This window comes from Paenibacillus gyeongsangnamensis (assembly GCF_027533625.1).
Lineage (GTDB): Bacteria > Bacillota > Bacilli > Paenibacillales > NBRC-103111 > Paenibacillus_G > Paenibacillus_G gyeongsangnamensis.
This window is the reverse complement of the sequence record NZ_JAQAGZ010000028.1, coordinates 1-16,303: the sequence shown is the minus strand read 5'-3', so window position 1 is coordinate 16,303 and position 16,303 is coordinate 1. Positions and strand designations below refer to the sequence as shown.

The window sequence follows — 16,303 nt, the reverse complement described above, 5'->3', positions numbered from 1 at the left end:
TGACCGCTGCTCCCGTTGCTAATCATAAAATCATCCTTCGTGGAGAGAAAACTTTCGAATGGATCGGGAATATGCTGCGGTGAAGTGACCTCGATATTACTGCCGCTTACCAGAATGTACTTGTTGGGTTCGTTCAGATACATCTGGATATCCGATAAATAATTGACGTTGGAATAAAAAATGGAGGTGATGGTGTTCATTAACCCCTTTTGTGCATTAAATGCGATAGAAGGGTTTGAATCTTCCATTTTCTTCAAGTAATCATTATAGCTTTCATTAATGAGCAATGTGTAAACGATATTATTTATTTGATCGAATCGTTCCTCCAAATAACCGCCCGTCCATTTAATTTTGGACAAGTTAGAATCGATTACTTCCGTTTCAACGGACGTTCTTGTATTCTCCGCAGCAAACAAGGTGATCACGGCGAGAGGAATTGAAACGAGTAAAATTAAGGTAGCAATCAATTTGTTTCGTATGCTTCGCTGAAACCTATGATGATTCGGAAGCACCTTGTGAGTTTCATATCTCTGCCCCCTTGAATATGAGCATACTGGTACGCATTATTGATCCCCCTCCATTTTATCAAATTTGTTCGTTTCTATATATAAGATTAGGGCATCCCTCCGCTAACTGCTTACTGCAAAAGCCGAATCCTACAGGCAACCACACCTGAATGATCCGGCTTTTCATGAAAATCATTATAATCAAAAAATGGAAGAAAATATTTAGATTAAACTGCTTTCGTTGCACATTTTTAACCTGTCTCTAAGGCTGAACGATTCGATCGCCTTGTTCAAACGAGTTGTACCCATACTAATGAGATCCTAGAGATCTAGGTGTCTTACTGGCTATTCCCAGCAAAAAGTCCCTTCGGCAGCATCGCTTCCCACACAGCGGGCGCTTCGAGTCCAAGTGCATAAGCAACGACGGCAGCCGTATCGGCAATGGATATGCGGTCCGGTATGCCCATTTGGGGGATAACCCCAGGTCCAGCGCATGCCCAAAAGATCGTTTTGTCGAGAGGGTGATCGCTGCCATGCTGCTCAGGATGCTCGCCGCCGCCGCCATGGTCGGACACGACGATGACGAGGCTGTCTTTCAGCAAGTCCATTTCTTCCAACGCATCCAAAATATATCCCGTATTCGCGTCCGTTTCTTCGATTGCCTGAAGTTGTCCGATCGTATTATAACCAACCCGATGACCCGCCGAGTCAGGCAAGTCCAGCGCGACAAACATTAGCTTCACGTCCGGGTTCTCGCGGATGTAAGCGGCCGCCGCCTGCGCCAGTTCGCGGTCCTTCAGCGATAGCTTATGAACGTCGATTAACGATTCAATGATGCCGTGATTGATCGGATTCCAGGCGCAGAACGCCGCCAGTTTCGCATCGGGAAAGGCTTCCCGGGCCACTCGAAAAATGGAAGGGTACGGCGAATCGTCCGGATAAGTTTCCTCACCGGCCTTATCGTTGGTCAAACCGTGTTTTTCCGGGCTGACACCGTGCAGCAGCGAGCCCCAGCATTGTGCGCTGATCGTTGGCGAAGCCGTTTGGGCGTCGAGTGTGAACGCCCCGCTGTACACTAATCGGTCCAGATTCGGCGTATTCGCGTCCTTGACAAAATTACCTGCCCCGTCCCAACCTATAATAATTACACGGTTAATGGTTTCCATGAAATGTCCTCCTTGCTGTTATCTATGTTATGAGTTCCCCCTCTAATCCTATAACTTCCCTATCCCAATAGACCGATCAGGACAATTCCCATGGCGATTAGGATCGAGCAGCAAATTCGCAGCCGGCCATGCCCCTCGTTCAGCACGTAGATTCCAAGCAGTGTGGCAAAGACCGTTCCGCATTCCCGAAGCGGCGCAATCAGCGCTACAGGAGCCTCCTTCATCGCAAACAGAAACAATAAGTACGAACCGGGATTCAGCACCGTGCCGAGTAAAATGGTCTTCTTATTCAGATTCCACTCCGCCCTCAGATGCCCGGAAGTCAATACAAGAGGCGTCAAGCCCGCAACAAACCCGATATTCGTAACCTCCAGCAAGGACCAAGTTGAAATGTGCTGTAGATTCAGCTTATCCACGAAGACGTAGCAGGTGGTGCAAAGGCCTATGCAAAATGCCATAAGGAATGGCTTTAGCTCCCCGAAGACGGCCTGACTCGCTCCCCTGTGCAAGAAGATGCCGCTGAGGAGAAGGAAACCAAAGATCATGCAACAAAGGCCGAGCCATCCGAAGAGTGTCAAGGATTCGTGAAGTAGCAGCACGCCGACCAATGGAATCTGCAGGGTGCTGGTGCCCCGCATGATAGGATACACCTGAGATAAATCGCCCATGCGGTAAGCAAAGGTCAGCATCAGGGCATAAGCTGCTTGCAGCAGCGCGGACAAAGCCAGCAGACCCCAAGCAGGCAAAGATAAACGTACGCTTAGCATTTCGATGATAAACTGTGGAAAGAGTATAATCGTGGTCAGGATCATGATGGACCAGAGAAAGACGGCTTTATTCCCGCTGCGTTTGGCAAACAAGCTCCAGACGGCATGCGTGAAACCGGAGGCAAGAACAAGCAGAATGGATAAAATCATATGTATGCAGCGCTCCCTGCGATATCATATGTTTCACTGCGTTGCCGCTTGGATGACCCTGGATCCGTCGGCAAGACGCAGCCAGGTTTCAAAATCGCGGACACCCTGCCATAGACGGATAACGCGCGCGCCCCGTTGAAAGCCTTCCCGTCCGTAAGTGTTATAACCTGTGGCCCGGCCGTAGCAAAGACGGATGCCATGCAGCTCACCCCAGTAGTCGTTGACATGATCATGCCCTGCAAACGTGCCCATCACGTCCCCGGTTTCCAACAGCGCAGCGAAAAGTCCACCATTCACTTGGGCGCAGCATATTTCCTCGAATTGGTGGCCGCGGCAGTTCCCCCCCGCCCATACTTCCTTGTATTCCGGCAGCGGGATGTGAAAGAACGCCAGCGCCGGAAGCTTGGCTGCCGTCAAGGATCTGTTAACCTCTGCGGATTGGCTTATGTACCAGCCGATCTGATCCGGGTGAATCCAGTCGTAGCCTTTCACGCCAGGGACCCGTGAAAGATTGCCCGAGTCAAAGAAATAGAGCACCGCGGCAGGCGTCCCGTCAGTGGCTGCAATTTGAAGCCGATAGTTTCCCACCCCGTAACGTTCCTCAGCTTCGGCAGGGACTGTGCAATGGTCTTGGCTAAGCGCCACATCCATCAGCTCCCCTCTCGTTATCCCCAGCTCCGTGTCATGGTTGCCGAAGACAAACGACCAAGGAATTCCCCGCGCTTCTGCAGATTCAACGGCTTCCAGAAAAGCCCGCCCGGGAAATTCGCAAACCGGCTCCCCGAGGGACGTACGGCCCGTGTAGATGATATCGCCCGTATACACGACGAGATCAGGCTTCTCTGAATCCAGAACGGACGCCATTAATTGACGGGATTGCTGATCCTTCGGGCCGCCGTCTTGCCAGTGAATATCAGTAAACTGTACAATCGTAAATGTTCCATCACTGCGGAAAGCAAGAGAAGATTTCATCAGGACCATTCCCTTTCCATAAATAGATTTCGTTGTATACATGTTGTTTCATGTTGTTTTATTAAAAAATTATGTTGATTCCCGACTATTGTATAGCCGATCTGGTTACCTGTCAATCTATATTATACATACATACCTTCATTGACATGAATTTTGCGATCTTTTATACTGTTAAAAACAACAACAAACCTCAGCATACCTAATCATCGGTCACATTGGGAGGCTTTAATAAGATGTCTTTGACCTATGAGGATCGCAAGAAAACCATCCTAGATCAGTTGGAAATGGAAGGAAAAGTCAAGGTCCATCTCCTCGCGGAGCATCTGAATGTATCGACGGAAACGATACGTAGAGATCTCGACCGACTGGAGAAGGAGAGCAAGCTGCGGAAGGTGTACGGTGGAGCGGTGAAGGCAAGCTTCGATCACATCGAGCCGCCTTTTCCGAAACGGTCACAGATGAAGCGGGAAGAGAAAGCCGCCATAGGGAGACTGGCCGCCAGCCTGGTCAAAGACGGCGAGACGATTATGCTGGACAATGGCACTACCACAATTGAAATTTTGCGCCATCTCAAGGATCGCCCGGACGTGACGATCATCACCCACTCCATTCCGATCCTTACCCTTGCCTTGGAAATATTCCGGGGGAAGATCATTTTTGCGGGTGGGGAAGTGAATGCCCGGTATCAAGCGGCTACGGGAGCCATCACGCATCAATTGCTGGATCAGTTCAAGGTAAACAAAGCTTTTATTTCCGCTGGCGGCATCTCACTGGCTGATGGCATTACGGACTATCAACTTGAAGAAGTGACGGTCTCGCAAAGCATGATCCAACGGTCGGAAGAAGCGATTCTCGTATGCGATCACTCGAAGTTTGGCATTACGACGTTTGCGCGTATCGCCCGGCTTCAAGAAATCTCCATGGTCGTTACCGACTCCGGCTGTCCGAAAGAATGGATCGACGCCATCGAGTCCCTTGGGGTAAACGTACTTGTCGGCGATTCTGCGCCGGATTTTGGATAAGAGAAGCTGATCTATAGTCAGATCAACGATGAATCGTAACAGGTCATCCATATCCGATTAGGCAGATGATTATACGGAAAGGATGATAGGTATGGAGAGAACTCGTTTGATGTAGTCAACCATCTTAATCGGGCTCGGAAAGAATAGCGGACGAACAGGAGATCCTACAGCTCGTTAGGTTGAATTTGGATGCGGGAAACCGGGCCAAGGCCTCTTCCGCCTATGATATGGCGTTAGGGTATTTCAGAAAAGGCGTGGAGCGCTGTCGGCAGAAAGTTGGGACAAGGAGTTCGAGCTCCAGAGCCAGTCTGTGACGCGTGCTCCGACTAATTTACGGAATACAACATGGGCGATTGAATCACGAATCAGGCTCGTGAGCTCTCTTACCCAAGCTTCTGCCTGATCGGCAGAAGCTTTTTTTTGTGAAAAAGCTGGCAAACTGACCGAGATCTGATAAGATAAACAAGATGTTTTCAGTTTGAATACCGAAGGAGTAGATCGGAAGTGCAGCAAGAAGTCATCCAAGTGGACGAACGTCCCCCGTTAGTCAAAAGTCTTTTTTTAAGCCTGCAGCACCTGTTCGCAATGTTCGGCTCGACCGTGCTCGTACCTGTGCTGTTCAAGGTAGATCCTGCCACCATATTGCTCATGAACGGAATCGGCACGCTGCTGTACTTGCTCATTTGCAAGGGCAAAATCCCAGCTTACCTCGGCTCCAGCTTCGCCTTCTTGTCCCCTGTTTTCGCCGTCCTGGCAGGCGGCCAATCCTACGAGGCTGCGCTAGGCGGATTTATCGTTTCGGGTGTCATCTTTGCACTCGTCGGCCTCATCATCCATTTTGCGGGGACCCGCTGGTTGGATGTCGTCTTTCCGCCGGCCGCCATGGGTGCTATTGTCGCTGTGATCGGACTGGAGCTTGTGCCGGTCGCTGCCGAGATGGCGGGCTTCATCAAGCCGGCTGCCGCGGGAGCGGACTGGAAGCCGAACTTTGAAGTCATAGCGATTTCCTCTGCGACGCTGCTCATCACGGTGATCGGCTCGGTCGTATTCCGCGGCTTTCTCAAGATTATCCCTATCCTTGTAGGGATTGTCTGCGGTTATGTATTGGCCTTTGCCTTAGGCTACTTGAACTATGAGCCGGTCGCGAAGGCTCCATTCCTCTCCATGCCCGTCTTCTACCGGCCTGAGTTCAGTTTTTCGGCGATCGCCATCATCGCTCCGGCCGCTCTTGTCGTCATCGCGGAGCATATCGGTCATCTGATCGTGACGGGCAACATCGTCGGCAAAGATTTGTCCCGGGATCCGGGTCTGAACCGCTCGTTGATGGGCAACGGGATATCTACGATTTTGTCTGGCTTCCTGGGATCGACACCCAACACCACGTACGGAGAAAATATCGGCGTCATGGCCATCAGCCGCGTTTACTCCGTATGGGTCATCGGGGGAGCGGCGGTCATCGCCATCGTCTTATCCTTTTTCGGCAAGCTCGCGGCTTTGATCACAACGATTCCGACCCCGGTCATGGGAGGCGTATCGCTTCTGCTGTTCGGTGTTATTGCAGCCTCGGGAATCCGGATGCTCGTGGAGACGAAGGTCGATTATTCCAAAGCCAGCAACCTCACACTTACTACCATTGTGCTCGTCATCGGGATCAGCGGAGCGACCGTATCGATCGGCAGCTTCTCTTTGAAAGGTATGGCCCTGGCTACCGTGGTCGCCATCCTGCTCAGCTTGTTTTTCAAGCTGCTGGAGAAGCTGGGGCTTCTTAATGAGTCCATGGATCATTAGAAAAGGACGCTGCGCAGGAATTCGCTTAGTCCAATAATAAGAACAGAAGAACCTCCAAAACCGCCGGCAAGGCGGGATCGGAGGTTCTCTTATTTAATTCGTGAGTCCCCTGTTCAATCACTTTCCAAATCAGCCCGTTGCTGGAAGCGCTGGGATTGGGCTACGAACGCCGGAACTCGAACACTGAGCAACAAACGGCACCACGCCCTCACCCGCCCGCCTGATGGATTTTCTTTTCATTTTTGGGCATACTTATAGAATTATTTGGAAGTACGGGGTGAGAAATCTTGATTGAAAAAGGTAAAATATCCGGTTTTCAGATGGTGCTTATGATGCACCCGACGATTATGGCCTCTGGCCTCATCCAAATGCCTTCGATCACTGCCATGCATGCCAAACAAGATACCTGGATATCGCCTATTCTTGCCTGCATAATCGGATACTTAAATGTGTATCTCGTATATCAATTGAATAAAATGTATCCTAAGCAGACAGTAGTTGAATATAGCAGGCACATCATCGGTGTAATACCCGGTAAAATCCTCGGATTTATTTTTTTATTATTTTATTTGCATATCAATGGCACAATCATTAGGGAGTACGGGGAGTTTATAAATTCATCTTTTCTTAACAGAACCCCCATGGTATTTATTTTAGGAAGTATGGTCTTCGTTTGTTCTTTGGCGGTTCGAGGCGGTTTAGAAGTCATTGCGAGGTGTGCGCAGCTCGTTGAACAGTTTCTGTTTATAGCTTTAGTAATATCAATCATGTTGCTTATACCGGATTTGAGACTAAAATACTTGTTCCCAGTCATGGAAAATGGCATAACACCTTCCATCAAGGGGGCCATTATTTCGAGCAGCTTTTACAGTGATTTACTGCTTATTGCTTTTTTGCTTCCCTTTTTAAAAGATCAAGATCGAGGAATAAAATGGGGCTTCTCTGCTGTGCATCTTATAGTCCCTACATTTATTCTTTTTGATATCATTCCGCTTTTATTATTAGGTGATATTACGGGCAGTATAACTTATCCCATGTTAACCGCTATTCGGTATATTAGGATCGCCGATTTTTTCGAGCATCTTGAAGCGATTGTGATGGCCATTTATGTTGGAGGAGTTTTTATAAAAATATCCGTATTCTTTTATGCGGTCACACTTGGAACCGCCCAATGGTTAAATATTTCCGAGTATCGTCTTATCGTATTGCCCATAGGTATTTTACTGGTATTGATTAGTATTTGGTCCACCTCCAGTCTACAGGAATTAGCGCGTTTCTTCTCAACAACAGGTCCTTTTTACATGCTTTCCATACAAACGATCGTACCCTTATTACTGCTGATCATTGCTCTTATACGAAATAGAAATAAGCTCCCGTGTTGAAGCGTTCAAGGCGGATGCCTTATGTTTCGCTTCATAGAAAAGCGCTTTCCAACATCCAAAACGTAAAACTTCCGCTTACCAAGTTGTTAACCCGATTTCCTTTAATTAAGTTATTTTGAATTCTATTTCCATGCCACTATGGGGCAATTATAATATAACGAGAGGCCTCTATCTTGGAATTGTTATTCATTCCCATGTAATGTGGACTCAACACGAATGTTGAACATGAGTGACGATGAGGAATACTATCTAGGGGGTAATTATTATGTCATCAACGCATTCATTCAAGATTTTAGGAGGGCTCGGTGCAGTTACATCCGGAATACTTTTTTTTCTTGCCCATTTCCTCAATCTTTTCGGAAATTCAGAATTTGGTACGGTGCTGGGAGCAAGTTTGGTCTTTGCCGCTCACTTAGTCGTCGTCTTTGCATTCATTGGACTTTACGAGGCACAGGCTGAGCGAAGAGGTTTACTTGGAATGTTTGGAATGGTGCTGGGAGTAGTGGGCACGATCGTCGTCTGCGCTATCGTCTATGTGGAGATTGCCGGTGCTTCCGGCGTCGATACAAGCCTAGTATTTAACTCATATGTGCCAAATTTAATTAAAACGGGGTCACTGATTTTCGTTGCCGGGATGTTATTATTCGGTATCTCAACAATGCTAAATAATATACTGCCACGATGGGGCGGCCTACTCTTGGTTATTGGAACGATTATATTCGCATTAGGCAGTTTTGCAGGAAATGCAGGACCTGTCTTTTCCGCAATCGGTGGAGCAATTACTGGTGGCGGCTTTGTTTGGCTAGGCATTCCTCTTCTGTATTCCAATAAATTGAAGAACAGTAAATAACTTACTTGCGCAGATATTCTAAGAGTACCGCCAGACGATATTGGAAGCGCAGTAAAGTTTGAAGTGATAATTTCAAATAAATTATTAAATAAATTGGTATCTATTGTCGATACTTACAGTTGATTGTATAATTAGAGTGTCTAAAATGGAAGCGATGAATATAATTCCGTAAATTAGGGCGCTTGAATTGAATGAGCTAGTAGCGCTACTGACCATTTTCCACTTTAGGAAAGTGGTCTTTTTATCATTTCTCGCGAACTTCACTAATGAACAAACCTTGTATCCAGAAGGATGTAAAACCCACATGGAACCCCATTAAACTTCTGTTCTTTATAACTATTAATCATAAGGAGGCCGGTACTTCTTATGACCGGTAAAAAGTCACTTTGGTTTTTATTTTCTGCTATTTTTTCTTTAATCATTTATTTTTCATTGGGAAAAAATGTAGGTTTTCTATCTATAGGGATCATATTAATTATCCCTTGCCTTTGTTTGATTGCTCTCTTCCCAAATTGGGTACTGGCATTATCAATAATAGCTTTTTGGGTCATTACCAAATGTGTAATCGATTTTGTTACTCTACCTATACAATCGATCGTTCTGGAATTTATAAATTCGTTAGTTAATCTCACTGTATTATTGTTTTTCTCATATTTTAGAATTGAAACCTATAAAAAAACAACCGAATTAGAACAATTAACTCTTGTTGATCCTTTGACAAAATCTTTTAATCGAAGATATCTAGAAATTTATTTCACAAGAGCACTTCCAGTATATAACCGTATCACAAGCTCTCTGTCCATAATTGCAATAGATATTGATTATTTTAAAAATCTCAATGATAAATACGGACATGTTTTTGGTGATCAAGTTTTAACAACTCTTGTTAATCTTATCAAAAATAATTTGCGTGAAATGGATTCTATAGTACGTTTGGGTGGAGAAGAGTTCATTATTATCTTACCTCATACCAATATTCAAGATGCCGAAATAATCGCGGAAATGTTAAGATGTATTATCGAAAATGCTTCCTTCATGAATGGAAAAACTCCAGTTAAGATTACCATCTCAGCAGGTGTAACCCTATTAAAAAAATCAGAATCCTATCAAGATATTCTTGAAAGAGTAGATTTAAGACTATATGAAGCCAAAAATTTAGGACGCAATCGAGTACAAGTAGGTTGATTAGCTAATAAAGTGACAGATAAAGAAAATAAATTTCCCAATGTACAATAGGATTTGGCATGGATTTCATCCCTTCTAAATTTTGTTTAACATTCTCGTTTTCAACAGAAAATCCCCAATTGTATGTAAAAGATGCTGTATGTTCACCTCCTTTCCGTCATTATCGTGCTATACATATGTTTCATGTGCCTTCTCCATTTTACTTTAGTTATATCCTATAGTCGTCGGGTTTCCAGTTTTTGATCGCCTTCTTGATTTCCATTGGCGATACTTACATATCGAATAACACTGGCTCCTTTGAACCAAGCCCATGGTTTGCAATATGATTTTGGACAACGGACAAATAAGGTTCTTTTATTTCATTCAGATCAATGATTACGGGTAAGCAATCTAATTTTTTCTTCTCATGATAAAATGGCGGACTAAGACGTCGATATCCTTTACTTACAAAAAATGGTTCCCTGACAGGATTAGCCGCTCCATAAATATGAGTTAAGCCTGTAGATATGCCCCAATAAAAAAATAAGCTGTTTAAGGCAATAATCAAGTTGATGGATCTCCTGTATTTTCTGGAAATACATAACATACTTCCTCCACCGCAACGAGCAGGATGCTCCGGGATGTAGCGATGAAAATCAAAAAACTCGTCAGCTGGAATTCCGGATTCGGAAGGAGCTGTTAATCTTAAACCTCCTACAATGTTTCCATCTATAATCGCAGCTATATTCATTGAGATTTTGTCGAATCCATCATAAATCTGTTCATCGGGTTTTGGCTCCATGTTTCCTTCTTCCTCAACAAACACCTGGTACCTTAATCGGAAAAGCTCTTCTATGTCTTCCTCTGTTTGTAAGATTTCTACTTTACCTTTCATACTCTTACCTCCTGAATGGAAGGTAATTCCTTAGTCAAGACCCAATCAACCGGCAATCTTAAAGACCTTATTGTAACTTCATCCGCTTTAGCTATACGGAAGAGCATAACCGGCGTCATATCCGGGGGCAGGTTGAATAATCGGTAAAGATCGCTATGCAAATTCATCAGATCAGCTTTTTCTATAGCGCTAAATAATGTATTTGAACCTTGATGAAGTAAATCGAACATAAAAAGCAGGGCTGTCATCGGTTGAAATGCCAATCCTAATTTGGTTGCAGTCAGCCATAATCGTTGAATCTGTCTTCCGGCTTTTATCCAATCCTCATTTTGACGGCCAATCATCGAAATTAAACCGACAGCTGAGGAATAAGCGATTGAATCTTTTGCACCTTTTTCAAGTGCTTTGCCTCCATTCATTTGATACAAAATATTAGCAACCTCGGGACGAGCCAAAAGTCTCATTCCTGCAGCTTGTGCAGAGGTCATTTCTAAAGTTTTGAGATCAATGCCATAATACGTTTCTAAGGTCTGTTTGTCGTTCCACCGAATCTCCCCCATCATTTCCCGATGCAGCTCCGGATTCAGAAAACGAATGCGGTCGCCTTGCCCTAACAAATCAGCAATTTCACACATAACTTGTTTATCCGTCACTAAGTGTAGCTTTGAATTGTCGGACATCAATGCCTCGTTTAAACGATCAAGTTCATTTTCAGTTATCAAATCAGTTGAATCCACATGTCGATTCGTTACTCTTTTGGAAATTTCATGATATAGTGATTCCTCCGGCTCCGGGTAAATATCCTGAAATGGTGCAAACTCGATAGAAGCTGCGATGTCGCGGTTCTCATCAAAAGGAAATAGATTGACTTTGGAATCATATTGACGAAATCTGGCGGCAATCACTATATTTTCAATCGCAGCACCAAGCGCTATATAACTTCCATGATTTGTTGTGTCCAGTAAATTTTTTGATCTTTTGCGATCATGAATGATGTGGAGTTTGTCATGTTGATAACAAAATTGCCATGGTTGGCAGTTACCTCCGGATGGAGCAAGAACAGCATGATTTACAAAAAATCGAATCAGCTCCGGTATAAACTCTTCTTTTTTACTCGGTTGAGCCAATCCACGCTCAGGCATTTGAGCAGGATAAGAGGGTTCAGGGGTTTGTACGCCACCTTGGTCTAAGAAGTTATCCAGATCAACATATCTCCTCCCCGAGAGTAAACGATTTCCGAGTCCTATTCTTCTTACTGCGGCTGTTAAACTGGAGCCTCCGAGAATGACATCGGATGCCAGCTGCGGCCATGTGGAAATGGTTTGTTCAATCTCGATCATGGAAGCCGCCGAGCGAGAGGAAATCGTATCGGTTCCGATAATGGAAAGAGCAGCCTCAATTTTGGTTTCATTATCGCAAACATGAATATCTTTTGAAGTTAAATTGCCGCATAGTCCATGAAATAGCGGCCGAGAGGGTTCCAAATCAAATCTTTCAACATCCAGCATGCCCCGGTCACTGGTTTCCATTAAAACAGGCAGTTTTAGTTCCCTTGCTTTTTCTCTCAATAAAAACTTCAGACTGATGGAATCGCATTCGTCAATGAGTATATCAACCTTTGGAGTCCCGCTTAAAAATTGATCGATGTTGTCTAATGTAACCCCTTGATTATATAAAGTAATGTTCGCATAAGGATTTATCTCATAGATCTGCCTTGCAGCCAATACGGTTTTAGGTATTCCGAGATCATACACGCCGGCACGTATCCGATTCATATTAGATAAATCCAAAGTATCAAAATCCGCTAGTTTAATGTGTCCGAATACACCCTCTAAGGCCATGGTCAGAGCTGCAGCGTTACCGACCGAGAGTCCTACAATGCCTACCGTTACATTTCCAAGCTGTTTTTGTTCTTCATACGTGATTTTATTCCGGTTGCGATCTAATCGTAATTCATGAAATTCTTCCGGAGGCAATAAATGGACTAATCTTCCGGACCATGGAAAATAGACCCACCTTCCGTATTGATTTACACGTACATCCCTAACAATTTTCGCAACCTCAAGTTCCAGCTCAAGTGAAGTTAATTTTTTATGTGGCGACCGTGATTTTGCTAAATCTGTCAGTTGGGTTTCGATCTGATCATGAATTCCCCACAAACGGTTTATTTTCATCAGCTCTTCAAATGCTTCCATATCTTCCTGAACAGATAAGTCAAATATAATAGGTCTATATCTGTTTTTCTCAGCGTCTAAATCCACGAAAGAAGCCTGATTCTGTAATAGTTCAAGGCTAGTGCTCATTATTTCCCTCCATCGGAAGTGAAATTTCAATTTTTCCCGCTTTATGATTTAGATTACGATCTATAATACTTGCGGACTGAATATTCGATTTTTTCATTTGATCCCATGTCAGGAGTAATTTCACAAAACTATAGGTGCTAGAGAATAGTAACGGGTCATGGGAAAAATCCAATGTTACATCTTCATTGACCAAATCATGATGCTGCGATAGCTCCTTATACTCGTCAATGTAGAATAAAATGGGACGGTGATTCTTTAAGGCATTTTCCTCTGTTTCCACAACGATTGAAGCAACAATATCCCTATGTTTAGTCTTACAACCCGTTTTAAAATATTGAGAATAAATTTCATCGTTTCTAGGATTTGCAATTTCTGCAGCAGTTAATACCACTTGGTCTGCATCGTCAGAACATAGTAACAATTCGGACATCTCTAACATTACTGTTAATAGAGGATCCATTGATGTGATACACGAAAAAGTACCGGTCATATTAAATTGTCTGGATATAAAACCGAGAACTGCATTCGGGATGGATTGTGCAAATAATAGGGGATCCAAGGGTTGCCGTTGAACCGAATTGCAAACAGACAAATCATCGGTAATTGAATCGCCAAATATACTCCCAAGCAAAATGGCTGTCCGGCTTCCTTTATTCAATGTACAGGTTTCCATTAATTTTTTGATATTATGATAAACCAAAGGACTAAAATTAGATTTAACAAATCCGGGTACAATAGGAATTTCCACTTCGTCATTGACTTTTCCATCGCAAAAATCAATGAATTGATCTATGCCCGAGCCCCATTTTCCCATAATCGACATTCCGGTAATGGCAAATCTATTCTTCATTTTATTCCACCGTCTTTCTGAAAACCGTAACTACATTATTTCCTCCGGAAGAAGCGTTTAAATTCATCGTAACATCCAAAGAGCTCACTTTCCTCCCTTCATTCGGAACATAATCAAGATCACAATTTGGATCTTTATTGAGATAATGAATGGTAGGAAGAATAAAATTATGTTTCATGGAAACTAACAAAATAGCCGTCTCCATCGCTCCGGTTCCTTCCAAGCTATGACCTGTCATCGTCTTCGTTGACGATACTGGAATAGCAGTCGCCAAATCACCAAAAACCTTCTTATAAGCTTTCGTTTCCCTATCATCGTTTACAACCGAACCTGTACCATGCGCATTAATATACTTAATTTGATGGCATTCTATGTTTGACGCTCTCAGCGCCTTTTCCATGGCCATGGCCATACCTAATCCTTCAGGATGAGGTTGGGTGATATGAAAAGCATCAGACGTCATCCCCCACCCGCAAATTTCGAGCAGACACGAAGCACCTCTGCTTTGGGCATGCTCTTCGCTTTCCAACACAAATATGGCTCCGCCGTCACCAAGCAATAAACCGGAACGATCTGCACTAAATGATTTTATTAATCCGTCCTTAGATAAGGCTCTGCCTGAATTAAACCTGGAAACCTGTTCTTCGCAAACTAATGCATAGCCTCCACAAACGGCTACATTCGCTTTCCCTTGAGCAATCATTTCATAACCGATGCCGAGCGCATTACTGGACGCTATACAACCGTTATTAAATCCAATCGTTTTCCCATTAAATCCGAAGTTAGCGGCAATTTTCTCCGCATGATAAGAAGCCATCTTCTCAAGTAAAGGTACACCCGGTGCGTTCCCGGACAACTTTTGCTTCCAATAATCCATCAAGATATCAAAATCGCCGGACGTGCCAATGAGAACATTGGCATTCACATCACGCGGTAATCCAGCCATTTCAATGGCTTCCTGAGACAATTGTATACTCAGTTCTAATAATGAACCGTTGTAGTTCGATTCAGCGGAATAAGAAGAACGAAATCGCGAAGAATCAAATCTTGATGTTTTTTTAAATCCGTGATCACCATTAAACATATGACGGACTATCGCATCTTCGCCAAATCCAAAAGGAGTGAGTACACCGAAACCTGTAATTACGACTTTATTCATATAAACTTCACCTGCTTTTTATGTCAAACCCTTTGTCTTTAGCACTTGATAAATAGAATCAACTGATGTGAATTCGTTCCATTCTTGATCTTCCAATGACAACTGGATTCCAAACTTCTTTTCAAATCCTTCTAAAAACCATAATAACGATAAGGAATCCAAAATAAATTCCGAACCGTTGTTCAATTGTTCTTCGTCTATAGGGGCATAAAGTTTCCTCTCCAACAACAGAGATTTAATATCTTCTTTTGTAATCATCATTCTATACCTCGTTTTTATTTTTTTCCAAAATCAAATGACATATATCATTTAAATTCATTCCATGAAAGACGGCAATTTCATCATCCGTTAGCGAAATTCCATATTCTCTTTCCAAATGATTCGATAACGAAATGATTGCAATCGAGTCCAATCCCATTCCCTCTACACCTAATACGGTTTCTCCATTAATAAGGGACCTATCCATCTTGAAATTCATTTTATTTTCAATTATTGATAAAACGGTCTCCCCCATTTCTTCAAGGCGCATCATAAATATTCTCCTTTAATATAGATTCGGTTTATTGATAAGCATACATTTTAGCTCCGAAAAAATTCCCAAGAATCTCCAGACCATATTCGGTTAAGATCGATTCCGGATGAAACTGAACTCCTTCGACCGAAAATTCTTTATGACGTAACGCCATGATCTCTCCGTCCATGGTTTCTGCGCTAATTTCAAAACAATCGGGCAAGGTTTCCCTTTCGGCAACCAATGAATGATATCTGGTTACTTTATAGGGAGAAGGGATCCCTTTAAAAATAGACTTGCCGTCATGAACAATTTCGGAAATTTTACCATGCATAGGCTGCTTGGCTTTGACGATTTTAGTTCCAAAGGATTGCGCAATAATTTGATGTCCCAAGCACACTCCCATAATTGGAATGCTCCGATGAAATTTTTGAACAACGTCCAAACAAACGCCAGCATGGTCAGGATTACTTGGTCCAGGAGAAAGCAATATATGGTCAGGCTTCATTTTGCCAATTTCATCTGCCGTTATTTCATCATTTCGATATACAACTATTTCTTTTTTCCTAATTTTAATAAATATTGAACCAAATTATAGGTAAAGTATAATGCTACATAGAAACTAGACAGAAAAAAAGGAGTTTCTTAGTTGTATGACGACCAGTAGAAGGAAGTTTACGCCGGAAGAAAAGGCCCACATCGTACTGGAAATTCTGAAGGAAGAAAAGTCGGTTTCGCAGCTCGCTTCAGAGCACGGCATTCATAGCAATGTCCTGAATCGGTGGAAATCAGAAGCGGTTCAGAACCTCTCGCAATTG

Annotated in this window: 15 protein-coding genes and 1 pseudogene; 6 read left to right on the top strand and 10 right to left on the bottom strand. The window is 43.6% G+C overall.

Annotated features, from left to right (window positions below):
* Positions 1-844 precede the first annotated feature (844 nt).
* Genes O9H85_RS31810 through O9H85_RS31800 form a run of 3 tightly spaced genes read right to left on the bottom strand, consistent with a single transcriptional unit; the run spans position 845 to position 3,561 of the window.
* A complete protein-coding gene (locus O9H85_RS31810) occupies positions 845-1,672 on the bottom strand; it encodes an alkaline phosphatase family protein (RefSeq protein WP_269885404.1) in 828 nt (275 codons plus the stop codon).
* A 59-nt stretch (positions 1,673-1,731) separates the two neighbouring features.
* Positions 1,732-2,589 (bottom strand): EamA family transporter, encoded by an 858-nt coding sequence (locus O9H85_RS31805; RefSeq protein ID WP_269885403.1) that lies wholly within the window; start codon positions 2,587-2,589, stop codon positions 1,732-1,734.
* A 33-nt stretch (positions 2,590-2,622) separates the two neighbouring features.
* Positions 2,623-3,561, bottom strand: a complete 939-nt coding sequence (locus tag O9H85_RS31800; protein ID WP_269885402.1) for a metallophosphoesterase family protein — start codon at positions 3,559-3,561, stop codon at positions 2,623-2,625.
* 233 nt (positions 3,562-3,794) lie between these two features.
* Between O9H85_RS31800 and O9H85_RS31795 the strand changes: the two genes are divergently transcribed.
* From O9H85_RS31795 to O9H85_RS31775, 5 genes are all read left to right on the top strand, one after another.
* The gene (locus O9H85_RS31795) at positions 3,795-4,583 is read left to right on the top strand and encodes a DeoR/GlpR family DNA-binding transcription regulator (protein WP_269885401.1); all 789 of its coding nucleotides are present in this window, start codon (positions 3,795-3,797) and stop codon (positions 4,581-4,583) included.
* Positions 4,584-5,087: 504 nt separating this feature from the next.
* Positions 5,088-6,371: a uracil permease gene (uraA, locus tag O9H85_RS31790; RefSeq protein ID WP_269885400.1), complete on the top strand. Its 1,284-nt coding sequence runs from the start codon at positions 5,088-5,090 to the stop codon at positions 6,369-6,371.
* 287 nt (positions 6,372-6,658) lie between these two features.
* On the top strand, positions 6,659-7,753 hold the full coding sequence (locus O9H85_RS31785; RefSeq protein WP_269885399.1) for a GerAB/ArcD/ProY family transporter: 1,095 nt from the start codon (positions 6,659-6,661) through the stop codon (positions 7,751-7,753).
* Between the two features lie 265 nt (positions 7,754-8,018).
* Positions 8,019-8,603, top strand: a complete 585-nt coding sequence (locus O9H85_RS31780; RefSeq protein WP_269885398.1) for a hypothetical protein — start codon at positions 8,019-8,021, stop codon at positions 8,601-8,603.
* Between the two features lie 366 nt (positions 8,604-8,969).
* Positions 8,970-9,788 carry a GGDEF domain-containing protein gene (locus O9H85_RS31775; RefSeq protein WP_269885397.1) on the top strand — a complete coding sequence of 273 codons (819 nt, stop codon included), beginning with the start codon at positions 8,970-8,972 and terminating at the stop codon, positions 9,786-9,788.
* A 271-nt stretch (positions 9,789-10,059) separates the two neighbouring features.
* Here the strand turns inward: O9H85_RS31775 and O9H85_RS31770 are convergent, their stop codons facing one another.
* The 7 genes and pseudogenes from O9H85_RS31770 to O9H85_RS31740 form a co-directional block, all read right to left on the bottom strand.
* Positions 10,060-10,662 (bottom strand): N-acyl amino acid synthase FeeM domain-containing protein, encoded by a 603-nt coding sequence (locus O9H85_RS31770; protein ID WP_269885396.1) that lies wholly within the window; start codon positions 10,660-10,662, stop codon positions 10,060-10,062.
* Positions 10,659-12,965, bottom strand: coding sequence for an Rv1355c family protein (locus O9H85_RS31765; RefSeq protein ID WP_269885395.1), 2,307 nt, complete (start codon positions 12,963-12,965; stop codon positions 10,659-10,661). The genes O9H85_RS31770 and O9H85_RS31765 overlap by 4 nt, the downstream gene beginning before the upstream one ends.
* Positions 12,955-13,815 carry a hypothetical protein gene (locus tag O9H85_RS31760; protein WP_269885394.1) on the bottom strand — a complete coding sequence of 287 codons (861 nt, stop codon included), beginning with the start codon at positions 13,813-13,815 and terminating at the stop codon, positions 12,955-12,957. The genes O9H85_RS31765 and O9H85_RS31760 overlap by 11 nt, the downstream gene beginning before the upstream one ends.
* Before the next feature lies 1 nt (position 13,816).
* Complete coding sequence (locus O9H85_RS31755; protein ID WP_269885393.1) at positions 13,817-14,974, bottom strand: beta-ketoacyl-[acyl-carrier-protein] synthase family protein; 1,158 nt, start codon at positions 14,972-14,974, stop codon at positions 13,817-13,819.
* 18 nt (positions 14,975-14,992) lie between these two features.
* Positions 14,993-15,235 (bottom strand): hypothetical protein, encoded by a 243-nt coding sequence (locus O9H85_RS31750; RefSeq protein ID WP_269885392.1) that lies wholly within the window; start codon positions 15,233-15,235, stop codon positions 14,993-14,995.
* Position 15,236: 1 nt separating this feature from the next.
* Entirely contained in the window at positions 15,237-15,506 is a 270-nt protein-coding gene (locus O9H85_RS31745; protein WP_269885391.1) for an acyl carrier protein, read from the bottom strand.
* 28 nt (positions 15,507-15,534) lie between these two features.
* A pseudogene (locus O9H85_RS31740) lies at positions 15,535-16,115 on the bottom strand (anthranilate synthase component II).
* A gap of 23 nt (positions 16,116-16,138) precedes the next feature.
* On the opposite strand from O9H85_RS31740, the gene O9H85_RS38025 reads away from it, so the two are divergent.
* A partial coding sequence (locus O9H85_RS38025) for a transposase (protein ID WP_409348189.1) occupies positions 16,139-16,303 on the top strand: 165 nt, incomplete at its 3' end.

Excerpts from the sequence above, each read along its gene's own strand:
- O9H85_RS31810 (WP_269885404.1), bottom strand. The coding sequence starts at position 1,672 with ATGGAAACCATTAACCGTGTAATTATTATAGGTTGGGACGGGGCAGGT.
- O9H85_RS31805 (WP_269885403.1), bottom strand. The coding sequence starts at position 2,589 with ATGATTTTATCCATTCTGCTTGTTCTTGCCTCCGGTTTCACGCATGCC.
- O9H85_RS31800 (WP_269885402.1), bottom strand. The coding sequence starts at position 3,561 with ATGAAATCTTCTCTTGCTTTCCGCAGTGATGGAACATTTACGATTGTA.
- O9H85_RS31795 (WP_269885401.1), top strand. The coding sequence starts at position 3,795 with ATGTCTTTGACCTATGAGGATCGCAAGAAAACCATCCTAGATCAGTTG.
- O9H85_RS31780 (WP_269885398.1), top strand. The coding sequence starts at position 8,019 with ATGTCATCAACGCATTCATTCAAGATTTTAGGAGGGCTCGGTGCAGTT.
- O9H85_RS31775 (WP_269885397.1), top strand. The coding sequence starts at position 8,970 with ATGACCGGTAAAAAGTCACTTTGGTTTTTATTTTCTGCTATTTTTTCT.
- O9H85_RS31770 (WP_269885396.1), bottom strand. The coding sequence starts at position 10,662 with ATGAAAGGTAAAGTAGAAATCTTACAAACAGAGGAAGACATAGAAGAG.
- O9H85_RS31765 (WP_269885395.1), bottom strand. The coding sequence starts at position 12,965 with ATGAGCACTAGCCTTGAACTATTACAGAATCAGGCTTCTTTCGTGGAT.
- O9H85_RS31760 (WP_269885394.1), bottom strand. The coding sequence starts at position 13,815 with ATGAAGAATAGATTTGCCATTACCGGAATGTCGATTATGGGAAAATGG.
- O9H85_RS31755 (WP_269885393.1), bottom strand. The coding sequence starts at position 14,974 with ATGAATAAAGTCGTAATTACAGGTTTCGGTGTACTCACTCCTTTTGGA.
- O9H85_RS31750 (WP_269885392.1), bottom strand. The coding sequence starts at position 15,235 with ATGATGATTACAAAAGAAGATATTAAATCTCTGTTGTTGGAGAGGAAA.
- O9H85_RS31745 (WP_269885391.1), bottom strand. The coding sequence starts at position 15,506 with ATGATGCGCCTTGAAGAAATGGGGGAGACCGTTTTATCAATAATTGAA.